General features: G+C 71.2%; 16 protein-coding genes and 1 pseudogene. 6 read left to right on the top strand and 11 right to left on the bottom strand.

What is annotated here, in order from left to right:
• Positions 1 to 27 precede the first annotated feature (27 nt).
• Genes ACIQM3_RS29595 through ACIQM3_RS29585 form a run of 3 tightly spaced genes read right to left on the bottom strand, consistent with a single transcriptional unit; the run spans position 28 to position 3,167 of the window.
• Positions 28 to 888, bottom strand: coding sequence for a carbohydrate ABC transporter permease (locus ACIQM3_RS29595; RefSeq protein WP_401629645.1), 861 nt, complete (start codon positions 886 to 888; stop codon positions 28 to 30).
• On the bottom strand, positions 885 to 1,874 hold the full coding sequence (locus ACIQM3_RS29590) for a carbohydrate ABC transporter permease (RefSeq protein WP_401629642.1): 990 nt from the start codon (positions 1,872 to 1,874) through the stop codon (positions 885 to 887). Before ACIQM3_RS29590 ends, ACIQM3_RS29595 begins: the two co-directional genes overlap by 4 nt.
• 6 nt (positions 1,875 to 1,880) lie before the next feature.
• Complete coding sequence (locus ACIQM3_RS29585; protein ID WP_401629639.1) at positions 1,881 to 3,167, bottom strand: ABC transporter substrate-binding protein; 1,287 nt, start codon at positions 3,165 to 3,167, stop codon at positions 1,881 to 1,883.
• 407 nt (positions 3,168 to 3,574) lie between these two features.
• Here ACIQM3_RS29585 and ACIQM3_RS29580 point away from each other — a divergent pair, with 407 nt between their 5' ends.
• Positions 3,575 to 4,618 (top strand): LacI family DNA-binding transcriptional regulator, encoded by a 1,044-nt coding sequence (locus ACIQM3_RS29580; RefSeq protein ID WP_401629808.1) that lies wholly within the window; start codon positions 3,575 to 3,577, stop codon positions 4,616 to 4,618.
• A gap of 531 nt (positions 4,619 to 5,149) precedes the next feature.
• Here ACIQM3_RS29580 and ACIQM3_RS29575 read toward each other — a convergent pair.
• Positions 5,150 to 5,893 (bottom strand): class I SAM-dependent methyltransferase, encoded by a 744-nt coding sequence (locus tag ACIQM3_RS29575; protein ID WP_401629636.1) that lies wholly within the window; start codon positions 5,891 to 5,893, stop codon positions 5,150 to 5,152.
• Positions 5,894 to 5,938: 45 nt separating this feature from the next.
• Complete coding sequence (locus tag ACIQM3_RS29570) at positions 5,939 to 6,880, bottom strand: aldo/keto reductase (RefSeq protein WP_401629633.1); 942 nt, start codon at positions 6,878 to 6,880, stop codon at positions 5,939 to 5,941.
• An 87-nt stretch (positions 6,881 to 6,967) separates the two neighbouring features.
• On the opposite strand from ACIQM3_RS29570, the gene ACIQM3_RS29565 reads away from it, so the two are divergent.
• Together ACIQM3_RS29565 and ACIQM3_RS29560 are read left to right on the top strand one after the other, a co-directional pair.
• Positions 6,968 to 7,585 (top strand): TetR/AcrR family transcriptional regulator, encoded by a 618-nt coding sequence (locus ACIQM3_RS29565; RefSeq protein ID WP_401629631.1) that lies wholly within the window; start codon positions 6,968 to 6,970, stop codon positions 7,583 to 7,585.
• Positions 7,586 to 7,670: 85 nt separating this feature from the next.
• Positions 7,671 to 8,631, top strand: a pseudogene (locus ACIQM3_RS29560) (LysR substrate-binding domain-containing protein).
• 10 nt (positions 8,632 to 8,641) lie between these two features.
• Here ACIQM3_RS29560 and ACIQM3_RS29555 read toward each other — a convergent pair.
• The 5 genes from ACIQM3_RS29555 to ligA form a co-directional block, all read right to left on the bottom strand.
• A complete protein-coding gene (locus ACIQM3_RS29555) occupies positions 8,642 to 8,947 on the bottom strand; it encodes a 4a-hydroxytetrahydrobiopterin dehydratase (RefSeq protein ID WP_401629628.1) in 306 nt (101 codons plus the stop codon).
• 116 nt (positions 8,948 to 9,063) lie between these two features.
• Complete coding sequence (locus tag ACIQM3_RS29550; RefSeq protein WP_401629625.1) at positions 9,064 to 9,807, bottom strand: YoaK family protein; 744 nt, start codon at positions 9,805 to 9,807, stop codon at positions 9,064 to 9,066.
• Between the two features lie 111 nt (positions 9,808 to 9,918).
• Entirely contained in the window at positions 9,919 to 12,237 is a 2,319-nt protein-coding gene (gene secD, locus ACIQM3_RS29545) for a protein translocase subunit SecD (RefSeq protein ID WP_401629623.1), read from the bottom strand.
• Between the two features lie 590 nt (positions 12,238 to 12,827).
• Positions 12,828 to 13,673 carry a rod shape-determining protein gene (locus ACIQM3_RS29540; RefSeq protein ID WP_401629620.1) on the bottom strand — a complete coding sequence of 282 codons (846 nt, stop codon included), beginning with the start codon at positions 13,671 to 13,673 and terminating at the stop codon, positions 12,828 to 12,830.
• A gap of 147 nt (positions 13,674 to 13,820) precedes the next feature.
• Positions 13,821 to 15,917 carry an NAD-dependent DNA ligase LigA gene (gene ligA / locus ACIQM3_RS29535; RefSeq protein ID WP_401629618.1) on the bottom strand — a complete coding sequence of 699 codons (2,097 nt, stop codon included), beginning with the start codon at positions 15,915 to 15,917 and terminating at the stop codon, positions 13,821 to 13,823.
• Positions 15,918 to 16,154: 237 nt separating this feature from the next.
• On the opposite strand from ligA, the gene ACIQM3_RS29530 reads away from it, so the two are divergent.
• From ACIQM3_RS29530 to ACIQM3_RS29520, 3 genes are all read left to right on the top strand, one after another.
• Complete coding sequence (locus ACIQM3_RS29530; RefSeq protein ID WP_401629615.1) at positions 16,155 to 17,090, top strand: DUF1996 domain-containing protein; 936 nt, start codon at positions 16,155 to 16,157, stop codon at positions 17,088 to 17,090.
• Positions 17,091 to 17,173: 83 nt separating this feature from the next.
• Positions 17,174 to 17,803, top strand: coding sequence for a DUF305 domain-containing protein (locus ACIQM3_RS29525; protein WP_401629613.1), 630 nt, complete (start codon positions 17,174 to 17,176; stop codon positions 17,801 to 17,803).
• A gap of 7 nt (positions 17,804 to 17,810) precedes the next feature.
• Entirely contained in the window at positions 17,811 to 18,866 is a 1,056-nt protein-coding gene (locus ACIQM3_RS29520; RefSeq protein WP_401629610.1) for a LacI family DNA-binding transcriptional regulator, read from the top strand.
• Between the two features lie 13 nt (positions 18,867 to 18,879).
• Here the strand turns inward: ACIQM3_RS29520 and ACIQM3_RS29515 are convergent, their stop codons facing one another.
• Entirely contained in the window at positions 18,880 to 21,186 is a 2,307-nt protein-coding gene (locus ACIQM3_RS29515; protein ID WP_401629607.1) for a phage holin family protein, read from the bottom strand.
• Between the last annotated feature and the right edge of the window lie 207 nt (positions 21,187 to 21,393).

Below are 21,393 nucleotides of genomic sequence, written 5' to 3'. Positions count from 1 at the left end.
GGTTCTGTGGTGGGGGGCGGTGGACGGTCAGCCCTTGACGGCGCCTTCGCCGACTCCCCGGAAGAAGAAGCGCTGCAGACAGGCGAAGAGCGCGATGAGCGGGGCCACGGCGATGATCGTGCCCGCCGCGACGAGCCGTTCGTCGTTGGCGAAGGTGCCGTGCAGGTAGTTCAGCCCGATGGTCAGGGTGAAGTTCTCCGGGTCGCTGAGCACGATCAGGGGCCACAGGAAGTCGTCCCAGGCGCCCATGAAGGCAAAGATCGCGACGACGGCGAGGGTGCCCTTGACCGAGGGCAGCGCGATCTGCAGGAAGCGCTGCCAGACGTTGGCGCCGTCGACGAACGCGGCCTCCTCCACCTCCTGCGGGAGGTTCAGGAAGGCGTTGCGCATCAGCAGGACGTTCATCGCTCCGATGGAGCCCGGCAGGAGTACCCCGACCAGGGTGTTGTTGAGGCCGAGATCACGCATGGTGGTGAACTGCGCGATGATGATGCCCTCCACGGGAACCAGCATGGCGAGGATGAACGCCAGGGTCGCGGCCCGGCGCCCCCGGTAGCGCAGCCTGGCCAGCGCGTAGCCGGCCAGTGCGGCGCCCACGCAGTTGGTCACCACGTTGGCGGAGGCGACCTTCAGGGAGTTCAGCGCGTACTCCCAGACCGGGATGGTGTCGGCGACCCGGGTGTAGTTGTCCAGGGTCGGGTCGCTGGGGAAGAACTTCGGCGGGGAGCTGAAGATGTCCTCGCCCGGACCCTTGAGCGACGTCGAGAGCTGCCACAGGAACGGCCCGACGGTCAGGGCCAGCACGAGGAGCAGCAGGACGTAACGCAGGACGAGCTGCCAGACCGGGATGCGGCGGCCCTCGGCGTCGGTGGTCCTCAGGATGCTCACGCGTCCTCCTTGCGGTCGGCGCGGAGCACCAGCAGCATCAGCCCGACGGTGACGACGAAGATGACGACCGAGATCGCGGAGGCGTAACCGACGCGTCCGGTCAGTCCGGTGCCGACCCGTTGGACCAGCATCACCAGGGTGGTGTCCTCGCCGGCCGGACCGCCGGAGGGGCCGGCCATCAGGTAGACCTCGGAGAAGACCTTGAAGGCCGAGACCGAGGCGAGCGCTGCGACCAGCACCATGGTCGAGCGGACGGCGGGAACGGTGACGGTGAAGAAGCGGCGTACCGCTCCGGCCCCGTCGACGGCGGCCGCCTCGTGCAGCTCCCGTGGGACGTTCGCCAGGGCCGCCAGATAGATGATCATGTAGTAGCCGAGGCCCTTCCAGACCGTGACCGTCATCGCGCTCAGCAGCAGCAGCCACTGGTCGCTGAGGAAGCCGACCTTGCCGATGCCCACCGCCTCCAGCAGGGAGTTGATCAGCCCGCGGTCGTCGAGCATCCACACCCAGATCAGGCCGACGACCACGATGGAGGCCACGACGGGGGTGTAGAAGGCGGAGCGGAAGAAGGTGATGCCGGGGATGTGCCGTTGGACGAGCATCGCGAGCATCAGCGGGAGTATCACGAGCGCGGGTACGACGCCGAGGACGTAGAGCGTGCTGTTGCGGAGGCCGATCCAGAACATCTCGTCGTGCAGCAGCTCCTGGAAGTTGTCCAGGCCGACGAACGTGCCGGGCACCAGCGTCCGGCGGTCGGTGAAGGCGTTGACCAGGGTGCTGAAGAACGGGTACAGGCTGAAGGCGCCGACGACCAGCAGTCCGGGTGCCGCGAACAGCCACGGACTCAGGGGAAGATGGCGGCTGATCCGGCGGGCCGGCCGGCCGCCGGGCGCCGCGGGCCCGCTCACCGCCGGGGCGGTACGGGGCCCGGGGACGCCGTCGGCCGTCGCGCGCGTGGCGGCGGAGGGGGTGACAGGGGTCTTCATCAGGTCTCAGCTCTGCTGCAGGAGCCGGTCGCAGGCCTTGACAGCGTTGTCAAGAGCTTCCTTGGGGCTCTGCTTCCCCTGGAGCGCCTTGGCGATCTGGTTGCGGAGCTCGGTCTTCATCTGTTCGCTGAACAGCACCGGGGTGTAGTTGACGGCCGTCTTCAGCGACTTGGCGGCGGCTATCCGGACGCGGGTCTCGTCCGTGCCGTCCTCCTCGGTGAAGTAGGGGTCGTCGAGGGATCCCGCGGTGCTCGGGAAGATGGCGACCTTCTTCGCGAACTGCATCTGCCGGGTCGCGTCGGTGACGTAGTGGGCGAAGGCCACGGAGGCGGGCTTCTGCTCGGTCTGCGCGTTCACCATGAGCCCCATGACGTACATGTTGGCCTTGCCGGTGTTGCTGACCTGGTCGGTGATGCCGATGTTCTTGTAGAGCCCCGGGGCCTGCTTCTTGAAGTTGGCCAGGTCCAGCGCGCTGCCGGGGTTCATCGCCACGGACTCGGTGAGGAACTTGTGACCCGAGGACTCGGGTGTCGCGGTCAGCGCCTGCGGGTCGAGCGCCTTCGCGTCGTACAACTGCTTGTACTTTGTGAGGAGTTCGACGCCCTTGGCATCGTTGAAGGTGAAGCCGGTGCCCTCGTCGTTCATCAGCCCGCCGCCGTAGCGGCCGAAGTCCTCGATGGTGGGCACGTTCGCGAGGGCCGCGACCTTCCCGTCGCTCGCCTCGGCCAGCTTCAGCCCCGCGGAGAAGACCTCGTCATAGGTGGACGGCGGCTTCGCCGCGTCGAGCCCGGCCTTCTCCAGCAGCCGCTTGTTGTAGAACATCGGCCCGGTGTTGAGATACCAGGGGAAGGCGAACGTGCCTTCCGCGCCCGGGACCTGATGGCTGGCCCACGCCTCCGGCAGGTACTCCTCGCGGTACTTCGACGCCGCCTTGTCGAGGTCCAGGGCGATTCCCGCCTCGGCCAACGGCGCCACCAGGTCGGGCGAGACGTTCACGACGTCCGGCAGGGTGCCTCCGGCCGCGTCGGCGCTGATCTTGTCCGCGTAACCCTCGCCCGGACGGTCGACCCACTTGACCTCGGTGCCGGGGTACTTCTTCTCGAAGTCGGCGATCAGACCGTTGAAGTAGTCCTTGAAGTTCGCCTGCAGGTTCCAGGTCTGGAAGGTGATCTTCCCTTCGACCTTGCCCGAGGCATCGGTGGAGCCCGCTCCGGAGCCGCCCCCGCAGGCGCTCAACGGCAGGACTGTGGCGAGTACGACGGCAGCGGCGGCTGCTCTGCGGGAGATGCGCACGGTGAACGGCTCCTTTGCTCGGACCAGGCATGCGAAGGGAAGCGGAGTGGTGAACCCGTCGGCCCCCTTCGCTCGGCTGAGACTGCAAGGCACCTGAGAGAAAGTCAATACATTCATCGAAAATTGAACGAACTTTCGGGATACATGCAGGTCAGGAGGTCCGCAGGCTCCAGACACCGTTGTGCACTAAAGCGCATTAGACTCCGGCAACTCAAGCGCATTAGTTGCTCGTTGACTTCTCTCGACCCAGCCGTCGGCAAGGCTTACACTGCCCCAGGGCCGGGCGAAGACGCCGACCTCACTTGGGGACCACGGGGAACGCGGGAAAGAGGCACCGGGTGATACCGAAGGGGCCGTCGGCCGAGGACATCTCACCGGTCAGACGCACACCGGCACGCCGGCCGACCATGAAGGACATCGCGCAGCGCGCCGGCGTCTCGGAGAGCGCCGTCTCGTTCGCGCTCAACGGCCGTCCGGGCGTCTCGGAGATCACCCGGGACCGGATCCGGCGCGTCGCCGAACAGCTGGGCTGGCGGCCGAGTACAGCCGCGCGGGCACTGTCCGGCGAGGGGTCGGCCACCGTGGGGCTGGTCGTGGCACGCCCGGCGGCAAACCTGGGCGTGGACTCGTTCTTCCTGCAACTGATCTCCGGTATCCAGGAGGTGCTCGCCGAGCGTCAACTCGGCCTGCTCTTCCAGGTGGTGGAGGACGTGGCCGCCGAGTGCGCCGTCTACAGGCGCTGGTGGGCCGAGCACCGGGTCGACGGCGTGCTGATGGTCGACCCGCGTACGGACGATCCACGTGCGGACCTGCTGGACGAACTGGGCCTGCGCGCCGTCGTCATCGGCACGCTGCCCGGCGGTGACACGGGCCCGCATCCGGGTCTCTCACAGATCCGGGCGGACGACGCGGGCGCCATGGCAGCGGTCGTCGGCCGTCTTCACGAGCTGGGGCACCGCCGCATCGTGCACATCGCGGGTCTGTCCAGCCTCGCCCACACCGACCGGCGCATCGAGTCCCTGCGGATCGAGGCGGACCGGCGCGGCCTGGCCGAGGCGCACTCGGTGACCACGGACTACTCCGACATCGAGGGGGCGGCGGTCACCAGGAAGGTGCTGGAGCAGCCGATGCCGCCGACGGCCCTGATCTACGACAACGATGTGATGGCCGCGGCCGGTTCCGCGGTCGCCACGGGCCTCGGCCTCACGGTCCCGGACGACGTATCGGTCGTGTCGTGGGAGGACTCGGCACTCTGCCGGCTGACCGCACCGTGGCTGACGGCGCTCTCCCGGGACCCGGTGGCGTTCGGCCGGCTCGCGGCAAGGGAGTTGACCGTACTGCTCGACGGCGGCCCTGCCCGCACCGTGCAGGTTCCGCTTCCCCGGCTGATAGAGCGGGGCAGCACGGCGGCGGCACGGGACGGCGGGGCGGGAGCGGTGCCGGCAGGGTGACCGGGAGGGACCTGCCTCCACGGCCGGCGGCGCTCACCGCACCGGAAGGTGTTCCCGAGCAACCGTTCCGGCCGTTCACGGGTCCTCCACCTCAGCCCGTGCGAGACCTTCTCGCCCTGGGGGGGCCGGAGGAGCGTCGAGAGGATCCGCAGAGCGGTGAGGGGCATCGGCGACTTCCTGGCAGACATGATCGGGGGAAGCCGTCGCCGAGGCGATCCTCGGCCTGCTGGCCTGCGCCCTGCTCGCCGGAACTGGTTCTGATCGCCTACCTGAGCTGGTCTTCAGCCCGCTCCTGACCGTCGCGGGTGCCGGACTGCTCAGCCTGTTCCTCACTCACGGCGCCTGGGCGATCTTCCGCGATCCGGTGAAGGGCCGCCGACGACGGGGACTGGACCGCGGTAGCCGTGGCCGGTCATCGTGGTCGCGGCGACGGCGGCGTTCCTGCTGCTCTACGCGTCGGGCTGCGGCTGCCTGTGAAGCCGCCGGGCCCCCGAAGTGCCCTTCCCGACGACACTGTTCGAGGCCGGGCGCTCAGCCGCGCGCCCGGAACGCCAGCAGCCGGTACGAGGGGTCGCCCCGCGGGCGGTCCGGGTCGGGAAGCGCGGTGAGTTCGGACGCGAGCCGGGTGGCCGCCTCTCCGGGCAGCGCGAGTCGCGAGGCGTAGTCGCCCCGCAGCACCGCCCGTGCGGTGCGCAGGGGCGAGCGCCCCTGCCCGTGCCCCGTGAAGCCGGCCTCGCCCGCAGGCTCCAGGCCGCGGGACCGCGCGTAATCGGTGACCAGGTCCGCCGCGTCGGCCGGTTGCGAGCTTCGGTAGGGGGCGAGCACCGCGTCGATGTCGCTGCCCACGTCGTGCCCGGCGTCCTTGTCGACCGTGGCGACGAACACCCCTCCGGCCCGCAGCACCCGGGCCGCCTCGGCCACCACCTCGCGGACGAGGCCGTCACCGCGCAGCAGGTGCAGCAGCCAGACGGCGCTGACGGCGTCGACCGAGGCGGGGCGCAGAGGCAGTTGCCGTACGTCCGCGAGCGTGACGGCTCCGATTCGCTGCCGGGCCAGCCGCGCCATGCCGTACGAGGCGTCCGCGCCGAACACCCGGAGCGCCGGGCGTCCCTGGGCGATCTGCCGGGTGACCAGTCCCGTCCCGCAGCCGACGTCCAGCAGTGTTCGGGCGGAAGGTGGCAGCAGTCGGAGGACGGCACCCGCGGCAGCCTCGGCCCGGGGCTCCCCACCGCGGGTCCTGTCGTACCGGGCGGCTTCCGTGTCGTAATCCAGCACGACGCCACCTTATGGGGTACCCGTCAGATCCCGTCCGGGCTTCTCTCAGCCGAGCGCGATGTCTCCCGGGCGAGGCGGGACCGCGTCGAGTGCCGCGACCGTCGCCTCGTCGAGCGTGATCGCTCCCGCGTCGACGTTCGCCCGCAGGTGATCCGGGTCGGCAGTTCCGGGAATCAGCAGCAGGTTCGGGGCATGGTGGAGGAGCCAGGCCAGGCCGACCTGTGCGGGAGTGACCGACAGGTCGCGGGCGGCGGCGATCACGGCGGGCTCCTCGGACACCTTCGGCAGGCCGTCGAAGGCGCTGCCGAGGGGGAAGTACGGCACCCAGGCGACGCCCTCGGCGAGACAGAGCCGGAGCATGTCCTCGTCGTCACGGGTGAGCAGGCTGTAGGCGTTCTGCACGCAGGCGATTCCGGCGGGGAGGGCCCTGCGCAGCCCGTCGAGCGTGACACTGCTGAGGCCGAGCGCACCGATCTTGCCCTCGTCGCGCAGTGCGGTCATCACGGCGAGCTGGTCGTCGAGGTCGACGATCTGATCGCCTTCGGCGCGCAGGCCGGGCCCGTTGTCCGCACGGCGCAGATTGACGAGCGGGATCTGGTCGAGTCCGAGGGCGGCCAAGTTGTCCTCGACGCCGGCACGCAGCTGCTCGGGACGCTGCGCGAGGCGCATGGGAAACGGGCCGTCGGGGTCCGGGTCGGCTCCGACCTTGCTGACGACCATGACGTCGTCCTCGGGACGGATGGCTTCGCGGATCACGTCGTTGACGAATCCATGGCCGTAGAACTGGGCGGTGTCGAGGTGGTCGACGCCTAGCTCGACGGTGCGGCGCAGCAGCGCCACGGCCGCCTTGCGGTCGCCCGCAAGCCGTTCGAGCTGCATCGCGCCGAAGCCGACGCGGGAGACGGTGCGGCCCGCGAGCTGCCCGGGTCCTCCGGCGCGCCGCGCGCCGGAAGCCGTGTGCTGGAGAGATCGGGTGGGAGAGGCCATGACGGTTTTCCCGGTTCTCGTGAGACGATGCGTTAAGCGGAGTTGCTCCGCTTAGTCCAGGCTAGCAGTAATCGGAGGCACTCCGCTTTGTCAGAGCACGAATCCTCGGCCACGGACCGCAGTGCCGCGGCGCCCGGCCGGCCGGTGCGCGCCGACGCGCGGCGAAACCGCGACAAGATCCTCGCCGTCGCCCGAGCCGCCTTCGCCTCGACGGCCGAGGCTGTACCCCTGGACGCGATCGCCCGCGGGGCCGGAGTAGGGATCGGCACGCTCTACCGGCACTTCCCGACCCGTGAAGCGCTGGTGGAGGCCCTCTACTCGGCAGAACTGGACGAGGTGGTCTCCAGCGCGCCCGTACTGCTCTCCGAACTGCCGCCGGAAGCCGCACTCCGCGCATGGATGGACCGGTACGCGGCGTTCTTCCAGGTCAAGCGCGGCATGTCGGCCACGCTGCGCGCGGGCTGGGCCTCGGGCAGCATCGCCACGCCCGCGACGCGGGAGCGGATCACGGCAGTCATCGCGGAGATCCTCGACCGCGGCGCGCGGGCCGGCTCGCTGCGCGCGGACGTCGATCCGGAAAACGTCACGATGATGCTGCTCGGGGTCTTCCTCTCCACCACGGCGAGCGACTCGCCGGAGAGGACCGACCAGCTCCTCGACCTGGTCGTCGACGCGCTCCGGCACTCCGCGGGACGGAACGGCTGACGGACCGGGCGATCGCCTCATGAATCCGGACCTGGAGCACGCTCCACGTATTGCCGGTGGATGCCGGCGGCCATAACGTGCGCGCATGGAGCTGGAGTTACGTCATCTGCGCACCGTACGGGCGATAGCCGACACCGGCAGCCTCACCAAGGCCGCGGCGGCTCTCGGGCTCGCGCAGCCCGCGCTCAGCGCCCAGTTGCGGCGGATCGAGAAGGCGCTCGGCGGACCGCTCTTCGACCGGGACCACACGGGTGCCCGGCCCACCCTGCTCGGCGAACTGGTGCTGGAACGGGCCCGGGTGGTGCTGCCCGCGGTGAGCGGACTCCAGGAGGAGGCGGTGCGCTTCGCCAACGCCCGGGCCACCGTGGAGCGCTTCCGACTCGGCGGGACGCACGGCCCGCTGCTCGGCGGCCTGGTCGACCGGCTCGCCTCCGCTCACCCGGCGGCGCCGGTGTCCACATACACCTCGTGGTCGGTGGCGGAGATCGCCTCGCTGCTGATCGACGGCAGGCTGGACTTCGCCCTGATCGGCGCCTGCGGGGAGAGCCCGCCGCCGATGGCGGACCGGCTGGTCTGGCAGGTCATCGGTGTCGACCCGGTGTTCGTCATGCTCCCGGAGAACCACCCGCTGGCGGACCGGCAGGAGCTCGAACTCTCGGCGCTGGCGGACGAACGCTGGGCCGACGTCCCCGGCGACGGATGCTTCGCCGACTGCTTCACCGGCGCGTGCGCGCGGGCCGGCTTCACCCCGGCGTCGGTGTACGAGACGGACACGACGTCCGGTGCATCTGGTCCAGGTGGGCCGGGCGATCGGGCTGTGCCGCGCCACCTTCCCGCCGACGACCGGCGTGGTGACGCGGCCCCTCGCGGGTTCGCCGCTCAGCTGGCGGCATCTGCTGGGCAGGCATCCGCAGTCCCCCGCAGCGAGCGCCGCGGCCGCCGCGGTGGGCGGTCACACCCGCGCGGCGTACGCGGAGGCCGTGCGGCGCAGCGACAGTTACGCGAACTGGCTGGCCGCACACCCCCGCTTCGGCCCTGCTCCGTGAGGAGGCCCGCCTACTCCGCGCCGTGCCCGGCGGCGACCGCCTCCACCCGGGCCGCCAGCCCGAGGTCCTTGCGTGTGACAGCGCCGCCCGCGTCATGCGTGTGCACGGCGAGGGCCACCGTGTGGTAATTGAGCGTCAGCTCCGAGTGGTGGTTGAGCTCATCCTGGATCTGGGCGACGTGGACGGTCAGCCCGGCGGCGGCGAAGTGGGAGGGCAGCCGGTAGGTACGGGTGATCCGGTCCCCCTCCAGCTGCCAGCCGGGCAACTCGCGCAGGCCGGCCTCGATGTCGTCTGCGGACAGCGGTTCAGTGGGCATTCGGCGGCTCCTGGGCGTACGGGTGCGGTCGACGGTGCCTGTGACGTTACGGTCCGGGTGCGCCGGGTGTCGCGCCTTACACGGGGCGGGGCTGCCGCCGCCGGCCGGGGCCCGCCTCATGCCCTGTCGCGCGGGCGCGTCCAGGGCGCGTCGCTGCGGGCCAGCAGCGTCGCCGCCGTGCTCAGGACGGCCAGGAGGACCACGGCGAGAACCAGAGGAAGCGTCGGGTGCCCGTTCAGCAGGACCAGAGCCCCGACAAATGCACCGGCCAGCAGGGCGGCGGCGGAGAGGACCCTGCGCCCCGCCCGGCTGCCGGGCCCCTTGGCGAACCGGCTGTCGGCCACGGCGCCGGTCAGGGTGCGGGTCAGCACGGTGGTGGTGAGGTCGGGTACGGCGAGCGCCCTGACTGCGGCGTTCTGCACACCGAGCCCGAGGGCGAGCAGCGCGATGAGGGTGAAACGGGCTCCCCCGGCGTACGGTCCGCCCGAGACCAGCGTGACGATCATGGCAGCGGTGACGAAGACGGTCTCGACGAGGAGCGCGTGCTGCAACTGACGGCCCCGGTGCGCCCTCGCCCGGTGGACGGTGATGCCGCCGGCCAGCGCCCCGGCCCCGAACGACACGAGCGCCACGATCGAGGCGAGCGTCGAGAAGCCCTCCGCTCCTGCGAGGGCGAAGCCCATGAAGACGACGTTGCCCGTCATGTTGGCGACGAAGACATGCCCGAGGAGCAGATAGCTGAACGCGTCGACCAGCCCGGTGAGCACGGTCAGGACGAGCATCACCGGCGGCAGCGGGCCGTGCGGACCGCCCATGTCCGGTACGAGCGTGTCCCTGGCCTCACGCAGCACGAGGGGCATGAGGGGAACACTCCGATCACTCGACGTGGTCAGGATTGTGCCCCGGCCCGGCGATCCTGCTCTCCGTACGCGCCGGGCGGGGCTGTATCCCCCGCCCGGCACGTGGTGACCCTAGACGCGTGCCCCGTTGTCGGCGGGGTCCCGGCGTGGCTTGCCGACCTTCTTCCCGCGCCCCGGTGCCCGCTTGCGGGCGGGCGGTGGGGCCTTGCTGCTCCTCTCCAGCAGGAGCGCTCCCGGTACGGCGGTCATCACCGAGGAGTACGTCCCGACGCAGATGCCGATCAGAAGGGCGAGCGCGAAGTCCGCCAACGAGTCGCCGCCCAGCACCGCGAGGGCGACCAGGATGAACAGGGCGCCCATCCCCGTGTTGACGGTGCGTGGGACGGTCTGCAGGACGGCACGGTTGGCCACGTCGGCGACCGGGATGCGCCGGTTCCTGGCCCAGAGCTCACGTACCCGGTCGAACACCACCACGGAGTCGTTGACGGAGTAACCGATGACGGTGAGCAGGGCGGCCAGGAAGATCCCGTCGACGGGGCGTCCGAGCCAGGCGAAGGCGCCGACCAGGATGACCACGTCGTGGACCAGGGCCCCGACCGACGCCACGGCGAACGTCCAGCGGAAGCGGGCCGCGAGATAGGCCAGTTGCACGAGCACGGCCACGCCCAGGGCGATCAGGGCGTTGCGCCGCAGCTCGTCCCCGAGACTGGGGCCGATCAGCTCGTCGCGCACCTTCGTGGCCTCGCCGCCCTCCTCGGCAAGCGCGGCCCGCAGGGCGTGCTCCCCGTCGTTGTCCAGTTTCCCGGTACGTACCGAAAGATCGTGCTCGCCAGCGGTGGTGACCTCGGCGTCGGCGAATCCCGCGGCGGCGATCGTGTCGCGGGCGGTCTCGACGTCGACGGGCCGGCTGGTGGAGTACTCCACGAGCCGGCCCCCGGTGAATTCGACCCCCAGGTCGACTCCGCGCACGAGGATGCCGGTCACTGCGACCAGGACAAGAACGGTGGACGTCATCAGCCGGCGGCGCGGGGCCCGGAACAGCTGGGGGTCCCGGGCGTTCAGCCAGGTGCGTACGCGGCCGGGCCGTGCGATGCCGTTGACGCCCGCGTAGTCACCGACGAACCGGGATCCCGCCGCGATCCCGGTGAGCGCGCGGGCGATGACGAGCGCGGAGAACATCGAGACCAGGACACCGATGGCGAGGGTGACTCCGAAGCCCTTGACCGGCCCCGAGCCGAGGAGGAAGAGGAGGCCGGCGGCGATGAGTGTGGTGACGTTGGAGTCGGCGACGGCGCTCCAGGCGTTACGGAATCCGGCGCTCAGCGCGGAGCGCAGTGAACCGTTCCGCCGCTCCGCGTACTCCTCCCGTGCCCGTTCGAAGACAAGGACGTTGGCATCGACCGCCATTCCGATGGCGAGGACGAAGCCTGCGAGTCCCGGCAGGGTCAGGGTGACGCCGAGGACGACGAGCGCGGCGTACGAGATCACTCCGTAGGCGGCGAGGGCGAGCGCGGCGAGCGCACCGGACAGCCGGTACATGAAGGTGATGAAGAGCGCCGTGGCTGCGGCGCCGATGAGGGCGGCCTGGGCGCCGGCGTCGATGGCGGCGGCCCCGAGGGTCGGGCCGACGGTCCGCTGCTCGACGATCTCCACGGGGACGGGAAGTGCGCCGCCCTTGATGAGCAGGGCGAGGTCGCGCGCCTGGTCGGCGCTGAAGGAGCCGGTGATCTGGGTGGACCCCGAGGGCAGCCCCGCCTTGCAGCCGACCGACGGGTCGACCTGCGGCGAGGAGATGACCTTCCCGTCGAGGACGATCGCGACTCGGCGCCGTTCGTCCTGGGGCGGGTTGCACGCGGCTTCCCCGGTGAGCTCGGTCCACTTCCTGCCCGCGTCCTTGTGGAAGTCGAGCGAGACGCTCCAGCCCGTTCCCTGCTGGGCGTCGAAGTTCGCGGTGGCGTCCTCGACCCCGGCGCCGGAGAGCTGCGTAGGGCCGAGGTCGAGGAGTCCGCCCTGTTCGTCGGGGAGTGTCGGCCCGTCCCCGGCTGCCTCGGTCTCCGCGTCCTTCTGCTCCTGGGCCCCGGCGCCCAGGACGGAGTGGAAGCTGAGCTGGGCGGTTCTGCCGATGACCTCCGCGGCCTGGCGCGGGTCCTGGACGTCGGGTAGTTCGACGATGATCCGGTCCTCGCCCGAGCGGGTCAGGACCGGTTCGGCGACGCCGAGGGAGTCGATGCGCTGCCGTAGGACCTCCAGGGTGCGATCGGTGGTCTCACGGTCCGCCTTCGCGGTGCCGGAGTCCTTGGCCTGCAGCACCATCCGGGTGCCGCCCTGGAGGTCGAGGCCGAGTCTGGGCGACATGGTCAGCGTGATGAACACGGAGACGAGCAGAACGGCGGCAGCCAGAACCGCTCGCACCGTGGTGGCGCGAGTCATGGGGATCCCCTTGAGTGGGCGTCGTCCGCCCTGGTCTCAGAGGGGAGGGCGGGGCGACAGGTCTGTGGAACAGGACCGGCGGACGGCCGGCTGACCGGCCGTCCCCCCTGGAGGACCCCGCACACCGGGAAGCGCCGCCCCTGCCCTTACGACGATGAAGGGGCCCGCGCGCACCGCTCCCGACGCGATGCCCCGAGGCAGAGGAAGACCCTGCGTGTGCGGTGGCAGGGCGCCGGGGCAGCCGGCAGGGGGAACGTGGTGCTGGGGGTTGGGGCGGTCGGCCCCCGCGCGCGGCACCAGACCGACGGCGGGATCGGCGATGTGCCCGGCGGGGGCGGCGTGCGCGGCGCCGGGGCCGGGCGCGGGGAGTGTGGTTCCGGCGGCTGCCGGCGCGCCCCCGAGAAGAGTCAGGACGGTGAGGAGCAGCGCGGCAAGAAGGTGTCGCACCTCATGCCGCGGGGTGCCGTGCGGTCGCGTGCCATGCGCTCGCGGGTCGTGCAGTCGTGGGCCGAAGGTCCGCGCGTCGTGCGGCCGTGTGCCGCGCGGCGCCCTCGGGGGCGCGTTCCCCCGGGGTGCCCCCGGAAGGGGGCTCACCTCGGCCGGACCGGGCGAAGGGACACCGCAGCCGTACCGGCGGGGGCCGGCAGGAGGTCCAGGATCATCGCGGCGCCCCGTACGACAGCGGTCGACGGGTCGGGGGCGATGCGCACCGGCACACCCAGGCGGCCCGCGATCAGGTCGGTGACGTCGCTGCGGAGCGCTCCGCCACCGGTGAGCACGGGCCCACGGCGCAACGCTCCGCGCACCGCGCCGTGCTGGTCCGCACGGCACATGGACGTGATCATATCGAGGACGCTACGGACGAGTTCCGCCTGCAGTGTCCGCGGTTCGAGATCGCTGAGTCCCGCGTCGGTCTGGCGGGCGTCGACGACCCGTCCGTCCACGAGCAGGGCGACTTCGGTCAGCTCGGCACCCATGTCGACGACCAGCACGGGGCCGCTGCCCAGCAGCCCGGCGGACGCCGCCACGGCGCCGGCGCTGTTCAGGACCACGGCCCTGGACGCGCCCAGAGCGGCGAGGAGTTCCCCCGCAAGCGTGCGGTGTTCCCGTCCGGCCAGGACCGGGCGGCTCAGCACGATCACGCTGTCCTGCCGGTAGTCGCCGAGCGCGGTGTCGGCGACGCGGCCCAGCAGTCCGGCGCAGGACGCCTCGTCGACGATGCGCCCCCGCCGGACCGGCCGGCTCGCGTGGTCCTCCCAGCCGGCCGGTCCGCCGGCGACAAGGCCGCGCCCCGGGACCCAGGCGCGGGCCCCGGAGCTGCCCAGGTCGATGGCCAGTCCCGTGACGGGACCGGGGCGGTGCGCCGCTCCTGCGTGTGCGACCCGCTGCCGGAGGACCGGCCGGCCACGCCGCCGTCCGTCACGCGAAGAACGCATCAGGTCCTCACCCTCAGGTCTGCCGCCTCAGCCGCCCGCACTCACCGACCGCTGATAGCGAGGCATGATCGAGCCCTCACTATGCAATACAAGGCATGGAACCGCCACTCCCTTGACAATTCCAAGGCTTGCGCCCGCGTGTACCGTTCACGCCTCAGAGGCGAGGTGACTCTCGACCAGCTCGGCGAACTCCTCGGGTGCGGCAATCCGGACTCCCAGATCCTCCGCCTTGGCCCGCTTGGACCCTGCCTTCTCGCCGGCGACCAGCAGGCTGGTGCGCTTGGAGACACTGGAGGACGACTTCCCGCCGGCCCGCTCGATCAGCTCGTTCATCTGATTGCGCGAGAGCTTCTCCAGAGCCCCGGTCATGGCTCCGGTGACCACGACCGTCATACCGGCGAGCGGCAGGCCGGCCGTCGTCCGGTCCTCGTCTCCGCTCTCCGCCTCGGCACCGGGCTCCGGCGGAGGAGTCGCACCGGGTTCCGTCATATTGACGTCCGCGGCCACCAGTTTGCCGATCAGCGGCGCCAGCTCCGCGAGCTCCGTGACGACCGCTGCGGCCTTCTCCTTGCCGATTCCGTCGACCTGCTGCAACGCCTCCGCGTCCGCCGCGACGATCCGGTCCATCGAGGCGAAGTAGCGGGCGATCCGGCGGGACATGGAGCGGCCCGTGCCCCGCACACCGAGGGCGCAGAAGACGCGGGACAGCGGACGGGTCCTGGCCGTCTCGATGGCCGCCAGCAGATTGTCGGTGGAGGTCTCCCCCATCCGCTCCAGCGAGAGCAGCTGGTCCCGCTCCAGCGTGAAGAGATCGGCGAAGTCCTGGACGAGGCCCGCGTCGACGAGCTGGACGACCCGCGTCGCGCCGAGCCCTTCGATGTCGAGCTGGTCACGGCCCGCCGCATAGGAGATGGAGGCGACCAGGCGGCAGTCGCGGCCCCGGACGCAGCGCCAGCGCTGTTCGCTCATGTCGATCTCCGACCCGCACTGGGGGCAGACCTCGGGGAACTCGACCGGCTTCTCCTCACCCGTCCGCAGATGTGCGACCGGGGCCTCGATGCGGGGGATGATGTCGCCCGCCTTGTAGACCATCACGTGGTCGCCCAGGCGCAGATCGCGGCGCGTGATGTCGGCCGGGTTGTGCAGGGTGGCGTAGCCGACGGTGGACCCGTCGATCTCGACGGGCTCCAGCACCGCGCGGGGCGCGATGATGCCGGTCCTGCCGACGTTCCATTCGACGCCCAGCAGCCGGGTGACCTTCTCCACCGCCGGGAGCTTGTAGGCGATGGCCCAGCGTGGCGCCCGCGTGCCCGATCCCGCGTCGCGCTGGTCTGCCGCCAGGTCCGCCTTGATCACGATGCCGTCGATCCCGAACGGCAGGGACGCGCGCAGGGACGCGATGTCCTCGACCCCGGCCTGCACCTCCTCGACCGTCGTGACGGTGCGTGGGGCGACCGCGGTGTCCGCGGCCGTGTGAACGCCGAGCCCCGCGACGTACTCCAGGACCTCGCTGTGCGGGAGTTCGGCCAGGGTGGCGGCCAGCTCGCCGGATTCGGGCAGCGCGAGCGCGCCGTAAGCGAAGAAGGTCATCTCCACGCGGTAGGGACGGTCCTTGGCCCGCAGGGTGCCTGCCGCCCCGTTACGCGGATTGGCGAAGGGCGCGGCTCCGTGCTCCGTGCGCACCGTGTTGGCCTGCTCGAACTGCTCGTTGGTCATGAGGATCTCGCCGCGCACCTCCAGGGTGGCGGGAGCCCCGAGCCGCTCGGGCAGGCCGAGCACCGTACCGATCGCGTGCGAGACGTCCTCCCCGGCCGTCCCGTCGCCACGGGTGATCAACCGGTCGAGGCGGCCCTTCCGGTAGCGTGCGGCGACGGCGAGACCGTCGAGCTTCGGCTCCACGCTCCAGGCGGCGACAGACCTGCCTATACGCCGCTCCACGGAGGCGGTCCACGTGACGAACTGCTCTGCGGAGAAGACATTGTCCAGCGAGAGCATCGGGGCGGTGTGCGGCACGTCCCCCGAAGCCGCCCCACCGGCGACCTTCCCGGTCGGCGAGGCGTCCAGCACCTCCTGCGGGTGCTCCTCCTCGTAGGCCGCGATCCCGCGCACCAGGCGGTCGTACGCATCGTCGTCGAGCGTGCTCTCACCTGTGGCGTAATACGCGGCGGCGGCACGCTCGGCTTCTTCCACAGCGGCCGCGTAGGCGGCGGTGTCGGCGAGCACACCGACTGAGTTCGTCGTCATGACCACCATCCTGCCGTCCACCACTGACAACGCCCTCCGGCCACCATCCGGGACCATCGACGAGAGAGCGCTCTCCCGTGATTGACACCAACAACTCCGTTCAAGCGGACGATAATTGAGGCTCCCACGCAGAGACTTGACATGCTTACATCACACTTCTACGTTCCATGAGAGAGCGCTCTCTCCCCGGCCGGACAACCGGTCGGAGGCCCCCCCACTTCTCGGAACAGGAGTGCCGTGCTCTTCCTCAGCAGACGTAAGCCCGGACACCGCGGACGCGGAATCCTCCCGCCGTGGCGCTACCGGATCGCGGGGCTGGCCGCCGCCGCCCTGGCCCTGACCCTCGTCCAGGCCAACACGGGAAACGCGGCCGGTGACCGGACCGCACAGCCCGGGCCGAAGGCCGCGGCCGATGTCGTCCGGGTCGCGGAGTTCCTCGCGGAGTGCCCCTACACCCACCGCGCTCCCGACGATCCGATCGTGCTGCCCAACCTCCCCGGCGCCTCGCACATGCACAGTTTCTTCGGCAACGACACCACCAATGCGCATTCCGACCTGGCCTCGTTGGAGAAGGGCCGCACCAGCTGCTCACCCACGACCGACCTGTCCTCGTACTGGGTCCCCACGCTGTACGACGGCGCCAAGGAGGTGGAGCCCACCGGCACCACCTTCTACTACCTCGGCGAGGGGGTGCGGGACGACATCATCCGTACGATCAAGCCGTTCCCCCGGGGGCTGCGGATCGTCGCGGGCAACGCGAAGGCGACCGGCCCCGACGACAACACCATCTCGCGCTGGTCGTGTCTGCACCACGGTGAGGTCAACCCGTCCCACGACTTCGTCAACTGCCCGGCCGGCTCGATGCTGGAGAGTTACCTCGACTTCCCCCAGTGCTGGAACGGCACGGACCTCGACTCGGCCGACCACAAGAGCCACATGGCCTATCCGGTGGGCGGCGCCTGCCCGTCGACCCATCCGGTCGCGGTGCCCAAACTGCGCCAGGTCCTGCGCTATCCGGTCAACGGTGACCCGGCACGGCTCCGACTGGCCTCGGGGCGCGGTTACACCATGCACGGCGACTTCTTCAACGTATGGCCCGAGGCCGAGATGGCACAGCGGGTCCGCGACTGCATCAACGCCATCATCAAGTGCGGCGCCGACGGCACCCCCTGATCTGCCGTGGATCCACTGTCCACCGGTGTCTGTCCGGGCCCACACGGCCCGGGCAGGCGCCCTCGCGCAAGGAAGACCTGCCGATGCCGGTTCGTCGCGCCGCAGCGCTGCTTCTCCTGCTCGCCGTCCTGACCTCGTGCGGCCGGGACGGAGAACGGCCTCCGGAACCCCGTCCCGTGCCGTCACGTACGACGGACGGTGCCGCCTCCTCCGCGGACCCGACCGACTCCGCCTGGGTCCAGTTGATGATCCCGATGGACCAACAGGCCCTGATCCTGCTGGACCTCGCGGCGGAGAAGGCCACCGTTCCCCGGCTGCGGGACTGGGCCTCCCGCCTGCGGACCGCCCAGAACACCGAACTGGCGGCGCTGCGGGGGCTGCGGGACCGGATGGGGCTGCCGGACACCGACCTGCACAAGGGGCATGACATGCCAGGCATGGTGACGCCCCAGGACATCGAGGATGCCCGTACGGCCGAGGGGGCGGCCTTCGACCGTCTGCTGATGGAGCAGATCCGTGACCATCTGCGCCAGTCGCAACAGGTCTCGCGCTCGGAGGTGTCGGCGGGCAGCCGTGGGGACGCCAGGGCACGGGCCAGGGAGCTCGTCACCGCGCGTGGGACACAACTGGCCGCCCTGCCGCGCTGCACGCGGGCAAGCACACCCGCTGACGTGCCGGAAGCCTTCGCCTGCCCGTCGGATCACCTTGTATAAAGACTGCATGACTGCCGACGTATCGCCGCCCGTACGCCCCGCCACCTTGGAGGACGTGGCCGCGGTGGCGGGCGTCTCCCGGGCGACCGTGTCCCGTGTGATCAACGGCGCGACCACGGTGGACCCGGCGTTGCGGCGGGTCGTGGAGGAGGCGGTGGCCGCCACCGGCTACGTCCCCAATCGTGCGGCGCGTTCACTGGTGACCCGGCGTACCGATTCGATCGCCCTGGTGGTGTCCGAGCGTGAACGGCGGCCGGTCTCCGAGCCGTTCATCGGCCGGATGTTCTCCGACCCGCACTTCGGACGCGTGGTCGGCGGGCTGATGGACGTGCTGCGCCCCGCCGGGATCCAGATGGTGCTGATGCTCTCCGACGACGAGGCCTCCCGCAATCAGCTCCTGTCGTATCTCCGCCAGGGGCACGTCGACGGGGTGGTGCTGATCTCCTCGCACGCCGACGACCCGCTGCCCGGGCTGCTGCACGACACCCGGCTGCCCGCCGTGCTGGCCGGACGGCCCCGGCGGCCCTCGCCGCTCACCTACGTCGAGGCGGATCAGCGGGCGGGGGCCCAGATGGCGGCCGACCACCTTGCGGCCCTGGGCCGGCGGCGTATCGGGACGGTGGCGGGTCCGCAGGACATGCCTGCGGGGCAGGTGCGTCTGACCGGCTTCCTGGACGCGCTGGAGCAGCACGGCATCGGGGACGTGGTGACCGCCGAGGGGGACTTCACCCAGTCGGGCGGGGCTTCGGCGATGCGCCGGCTGCTGCGCGAACGGCCGGATCTGGACGCTGTGTTCATCGCCTCGGACCTGATGGCGCTGGGCGCCCTGCCGGTGCTGCTGCGGGCGGGCAAGGATGTGCCGGGGGACGTGGCGGTGGTGGGTTTCGACGACAGCAACGCTGCGGTGGCGTGCGATCCACCGCTGACGACCGTACGTCAGCCGGTGGAGGAGATGGCCTCCGAGATGGCCCGACTCCTCCTCAAGCAGATCGGCAAGCCGGGCGCGGGCCCTGCTCCCTCCGTGGTCTTCCACCCGACGCTGGTGCGGCGCGAGTCCGCCTGACGCCCGGGGCCTCTCACCCGCGTGGGCCCGGGACGGCGTCGCCGGAATCCGGGACATCGGCGCGGACAGGGACGTCCGCGACGGCCGGTCCCTCGGAAAGGTGTTGTCCGGCCGGGAACGGCGTTCCGTCCGAGAGCGGTTGTCCGTCCGGAAGCGGCCGGCCGGCCGGGAGCGGCTCGTCCACCCGCACCGCCCCGGTGAAGCCCTCCTGCCGCAGCGGCACCTGGGGGCCGGACAGCTCCCTCAGCCAGCGTGCCAGCACCCGGTGCACCGCCTCCGCCCCCACCGGACCGGCCGCGGGAACGCCCACCGGACCGGCCGGAGACGCCCCACGGGGTGCATCCGCCGCCACGGCGTCCAGGGGGTCCGTCAGGGTCCGCGGCCACAGAAGGAACGGCCGCGACTGTTCACCGCCCAGTCCGCCGTGCGAGCCGATCTGCTCCTCGAAGGCGTGTACGCGGCCGGTCTCCGGGTCGTACATCGAATTGACCATGACGTCCGCGACATGCGGGAAACCGTCGGTCCGCCGCACCGCGTCCGCCGCACCGGCCCCGAAGACGGCAATGGGCCCTTCCCCGTCCGTCAGCTCCGCCACCGGGACCTCCACACCGCCCGGCCCGAGCACCACCGACCCGTGCTTCTGGCTCCGCACGAGCAGGAAGCCGATCCCAGGATGGGCGGCGAGCGTGCCGAGCAGTGCGGGGTAGCGCCGGTCGAGCTGCTCGCGCGTGGCCCGCCCCTCGATGTCCGGGAACGACAGCAGCCCGAGGTTTCCGGAGGCGAGCACCACCGGGTCGGAGTTCTTGGCCGGGTGCTCCGCCTCCTGCTCCCCGGCGACCGGCCTGTGCAGCGCGATGCGCACGGCGTCGCGGGCCTCGGAGGCACTGCGGGTGCGCTGGACGCTGCGCGGCACGGGCAGTCCGCAGCCGGCCCGTACGAGGTCCTTGAGTGTGAGCCCGTAGCGTCCCGCGAAGGTCTCCCCCGGGCTCTGGCCGTGGTCGGACAGCAGCACGACCCGGTAGTCGCGCGGGGTGTGGTCGGCGATCTTGAGGATGAGGCCCAGCGACCGGTCGAGCCGTGTCAGGACCTTCTCCGCGTCCCTGCTGAACGGCCCGGAGTGGTGGGCCACCTCGTCGTAGGCGACCAGGTCGGCGTAGACCGCGGTGCGTCCCGCGAACATGTCGCCGATCACCGCGGCGACCACCACGTCGCGTTCCACGACGGTCGCGAAGGCCCTGATGAAGGGGTACAGCCCGCCGCGCTTGACCCGCGGGTTCTCCTTCCGCACCCGTGCCCGGACGGACTGGCCGATCTCGCGGCCCACCTCGGCGACGAAGGACAGGGCTGTACGGACCGCGTTGGCCGGGTCGGAGAAGTAGGCGAAGTAGCCGGCGCGCGAGCGACGCCCCTTGCCGAGCCTGGCGGCCATCGACAGGACCAGGGCGAGCTGGTCCGCCCCGCCGCTGAAGAGGTTCCCCCGGCTGGCGCCGTCGACGGTCAGCAGGCCGCCGTCATGGGTGCGGGCGATGGCCCTGCGCTGGAGTTCGAGTGCGCTCGCCGGTCTGCTGGAGACCATGACGGTGCCGGTCTCCTTCTCGAACCATCGGAAGGCCGGCACATCGAAGTTGCTGCCGTGCAGGATGCCGAGCTGGCTGGCACCGGTCTGGCTGGACCAGTCCGTGGTCCACGGGGTGAGCCGGTGGCCCGCCTCGTCGGAGAGCAGACCGGCCACGGTCGGCATGAGCCCGTCGGCCGCGGCCTGTTCGAGTACGTCGTGGCCCACACCGTCGAGCTGGACGAACACGATCCCGGCCGGGCCGCCGCGGCCGCCGTCCGCTGTCTGCGGCATGCCGCTGCGTCTGCGGCGCCGGTCGGCGAGGCGGGAGAGTCTGCGCCGGTAGGCGTCGTCGTCACGGACCGCGAGGGCCGTGGAGGTCGCGGAGGCGACGGCCGACATGACGGCGGCCACGACGACGGCGGTCTCCGGGTTGGCGTCCCCGCGCCCGTCCGGGATGAGCCGCAGGGCGACCAGCAGCAGCGAGCCGTTGAGGAAGAAGACCAGGGCGCCCAGCACCAGGGCGGGCACGATGAGCAGCGATCTGACGAGCACCGGCCACACCAGGGCGGACAGCAGACCGAATGCGCCCGCGCCCCAGGCCGCGGTGAAGGCGGTCCGCGTGACGGTGTCCCCGTCGTCGGCCTGGAGCTGGAAGTCGGGCAGGATCCCCGCCAGCGCCAGCATGGTGAGCGTGGAGACGGCCCACACCGAGATCACGCGTATGAGGGTTCCCCCCGCCCTGCGCCATCGCCCGTCACTCACGCCGTTCCACCTCACGTCCGGGCCCCGTTTTCGGCATGGGCCCGCATCAAGCCTGTCATAGCCGTTTCGGGATCTTCCCAGGCCCCGGGCCCTTTCCGGGGCCCGGATGCCGGCCATGACCCTACCTCTGGGGTAGCCCTCCGTAATCGCCCACGGGCCTGCCGGGCCGGGCGCGAAGGAGCACTCCGGCGTGGGAGGAGCGCGAAG

It is taken from the genome of Streptomyces sp. NPDC091271, from assembly GCF_044757505.1.
In the GTDB taxonomy this organism is placed as follows: Bacteria; Actinomycetota; Actinomycetes; order Streptomycetales; family Streptomycetaceae; genus Streptomyces.
Note: the sequence above shows the minus strand (reverse complement) of the source record. Positions and strands in the feature narration are given on the sequence as shown.

What these genes read in the sequence shown, in the direction of transcription:
- secD (WP_401629623.1), bottom strand. Translation starts at nt 12,237, where the DNA reads ATGACTCGCGCCACCACGGTGCGAGCGGTTCTGGCTGCCGCCGTTCTG.
- ACIQM3_RS29520 (WP_401629610.1), top strand. Translation starts at nt 17,811, where the DNA reads ATGACTGCCGACGTATCGCCGCCCGTACGCCCCGCCACCTTGGAGGAC.
- ligA (WP_401629618.1), bottom strand. Translation starts at nt 15,917, where the DNA reads ATGACGACGAACTCAGTCGGTGTGCTCGCCGACACCGCCGCCTACGCG.
- ACIQM3_RS29525 (WP_401629613.1), top strand. Translation starts at nt 17,174, where the DNA reads ATGCCGGTTCGTCGCGCCGCAGCGCTGCTTCTCCTGCTCGCCGTCCTG.
- ACIQM3_RS29540 (WP_401629620.1), bottom strand. Translation starts at nt 13,673, where the DNA reads ATGCGTTCTTCGCGTGACGGACGGCGGCGTGGCCGGCCGGTCCTCCGG.
- ACIQM3_RS29580 (WP_401629808.1), top strand. Translation starts at nt 3,575, where the DNA reads ATGAAGGACATCGCGCAGCGCGCCGGCGTCTCGGAGAGCGCCGTCTCG.
- ACIQM3_RS29555 (WP_401629628.1), bottom strand. Translation starts at nt 8,947, where the DNA reads ATGCCCACTGAACCGCTGTCCGCAGACGACATCGAGGCCGGCCTGCGC.
- ACIQM3_RS29570 (WP_401629633.1), bottom strand. Translation starts at nt 6,880, where the DNA reads ATGGCCTCTCCCACCCGATCTCTCCAGCACACGGCTTCCGGCGCGCGG.
- ACIQM3_RS29550 (WP_401629625.1), bottom strand. Translation starts at nt 9,807, where the DNA reads ATGCCCCTCGTGCTGCGTGAGGCCAGGGACACGCTCGTACCGGACATG.
- ACIQM3_RS29590 (WP_401629642.1), bottom strand. Translation starts at nt 1,874, where the DNA reads ATGAAGACCCCTGTCACCCCCTCCGCCGCCACGCGCGCGACGGCCGAC.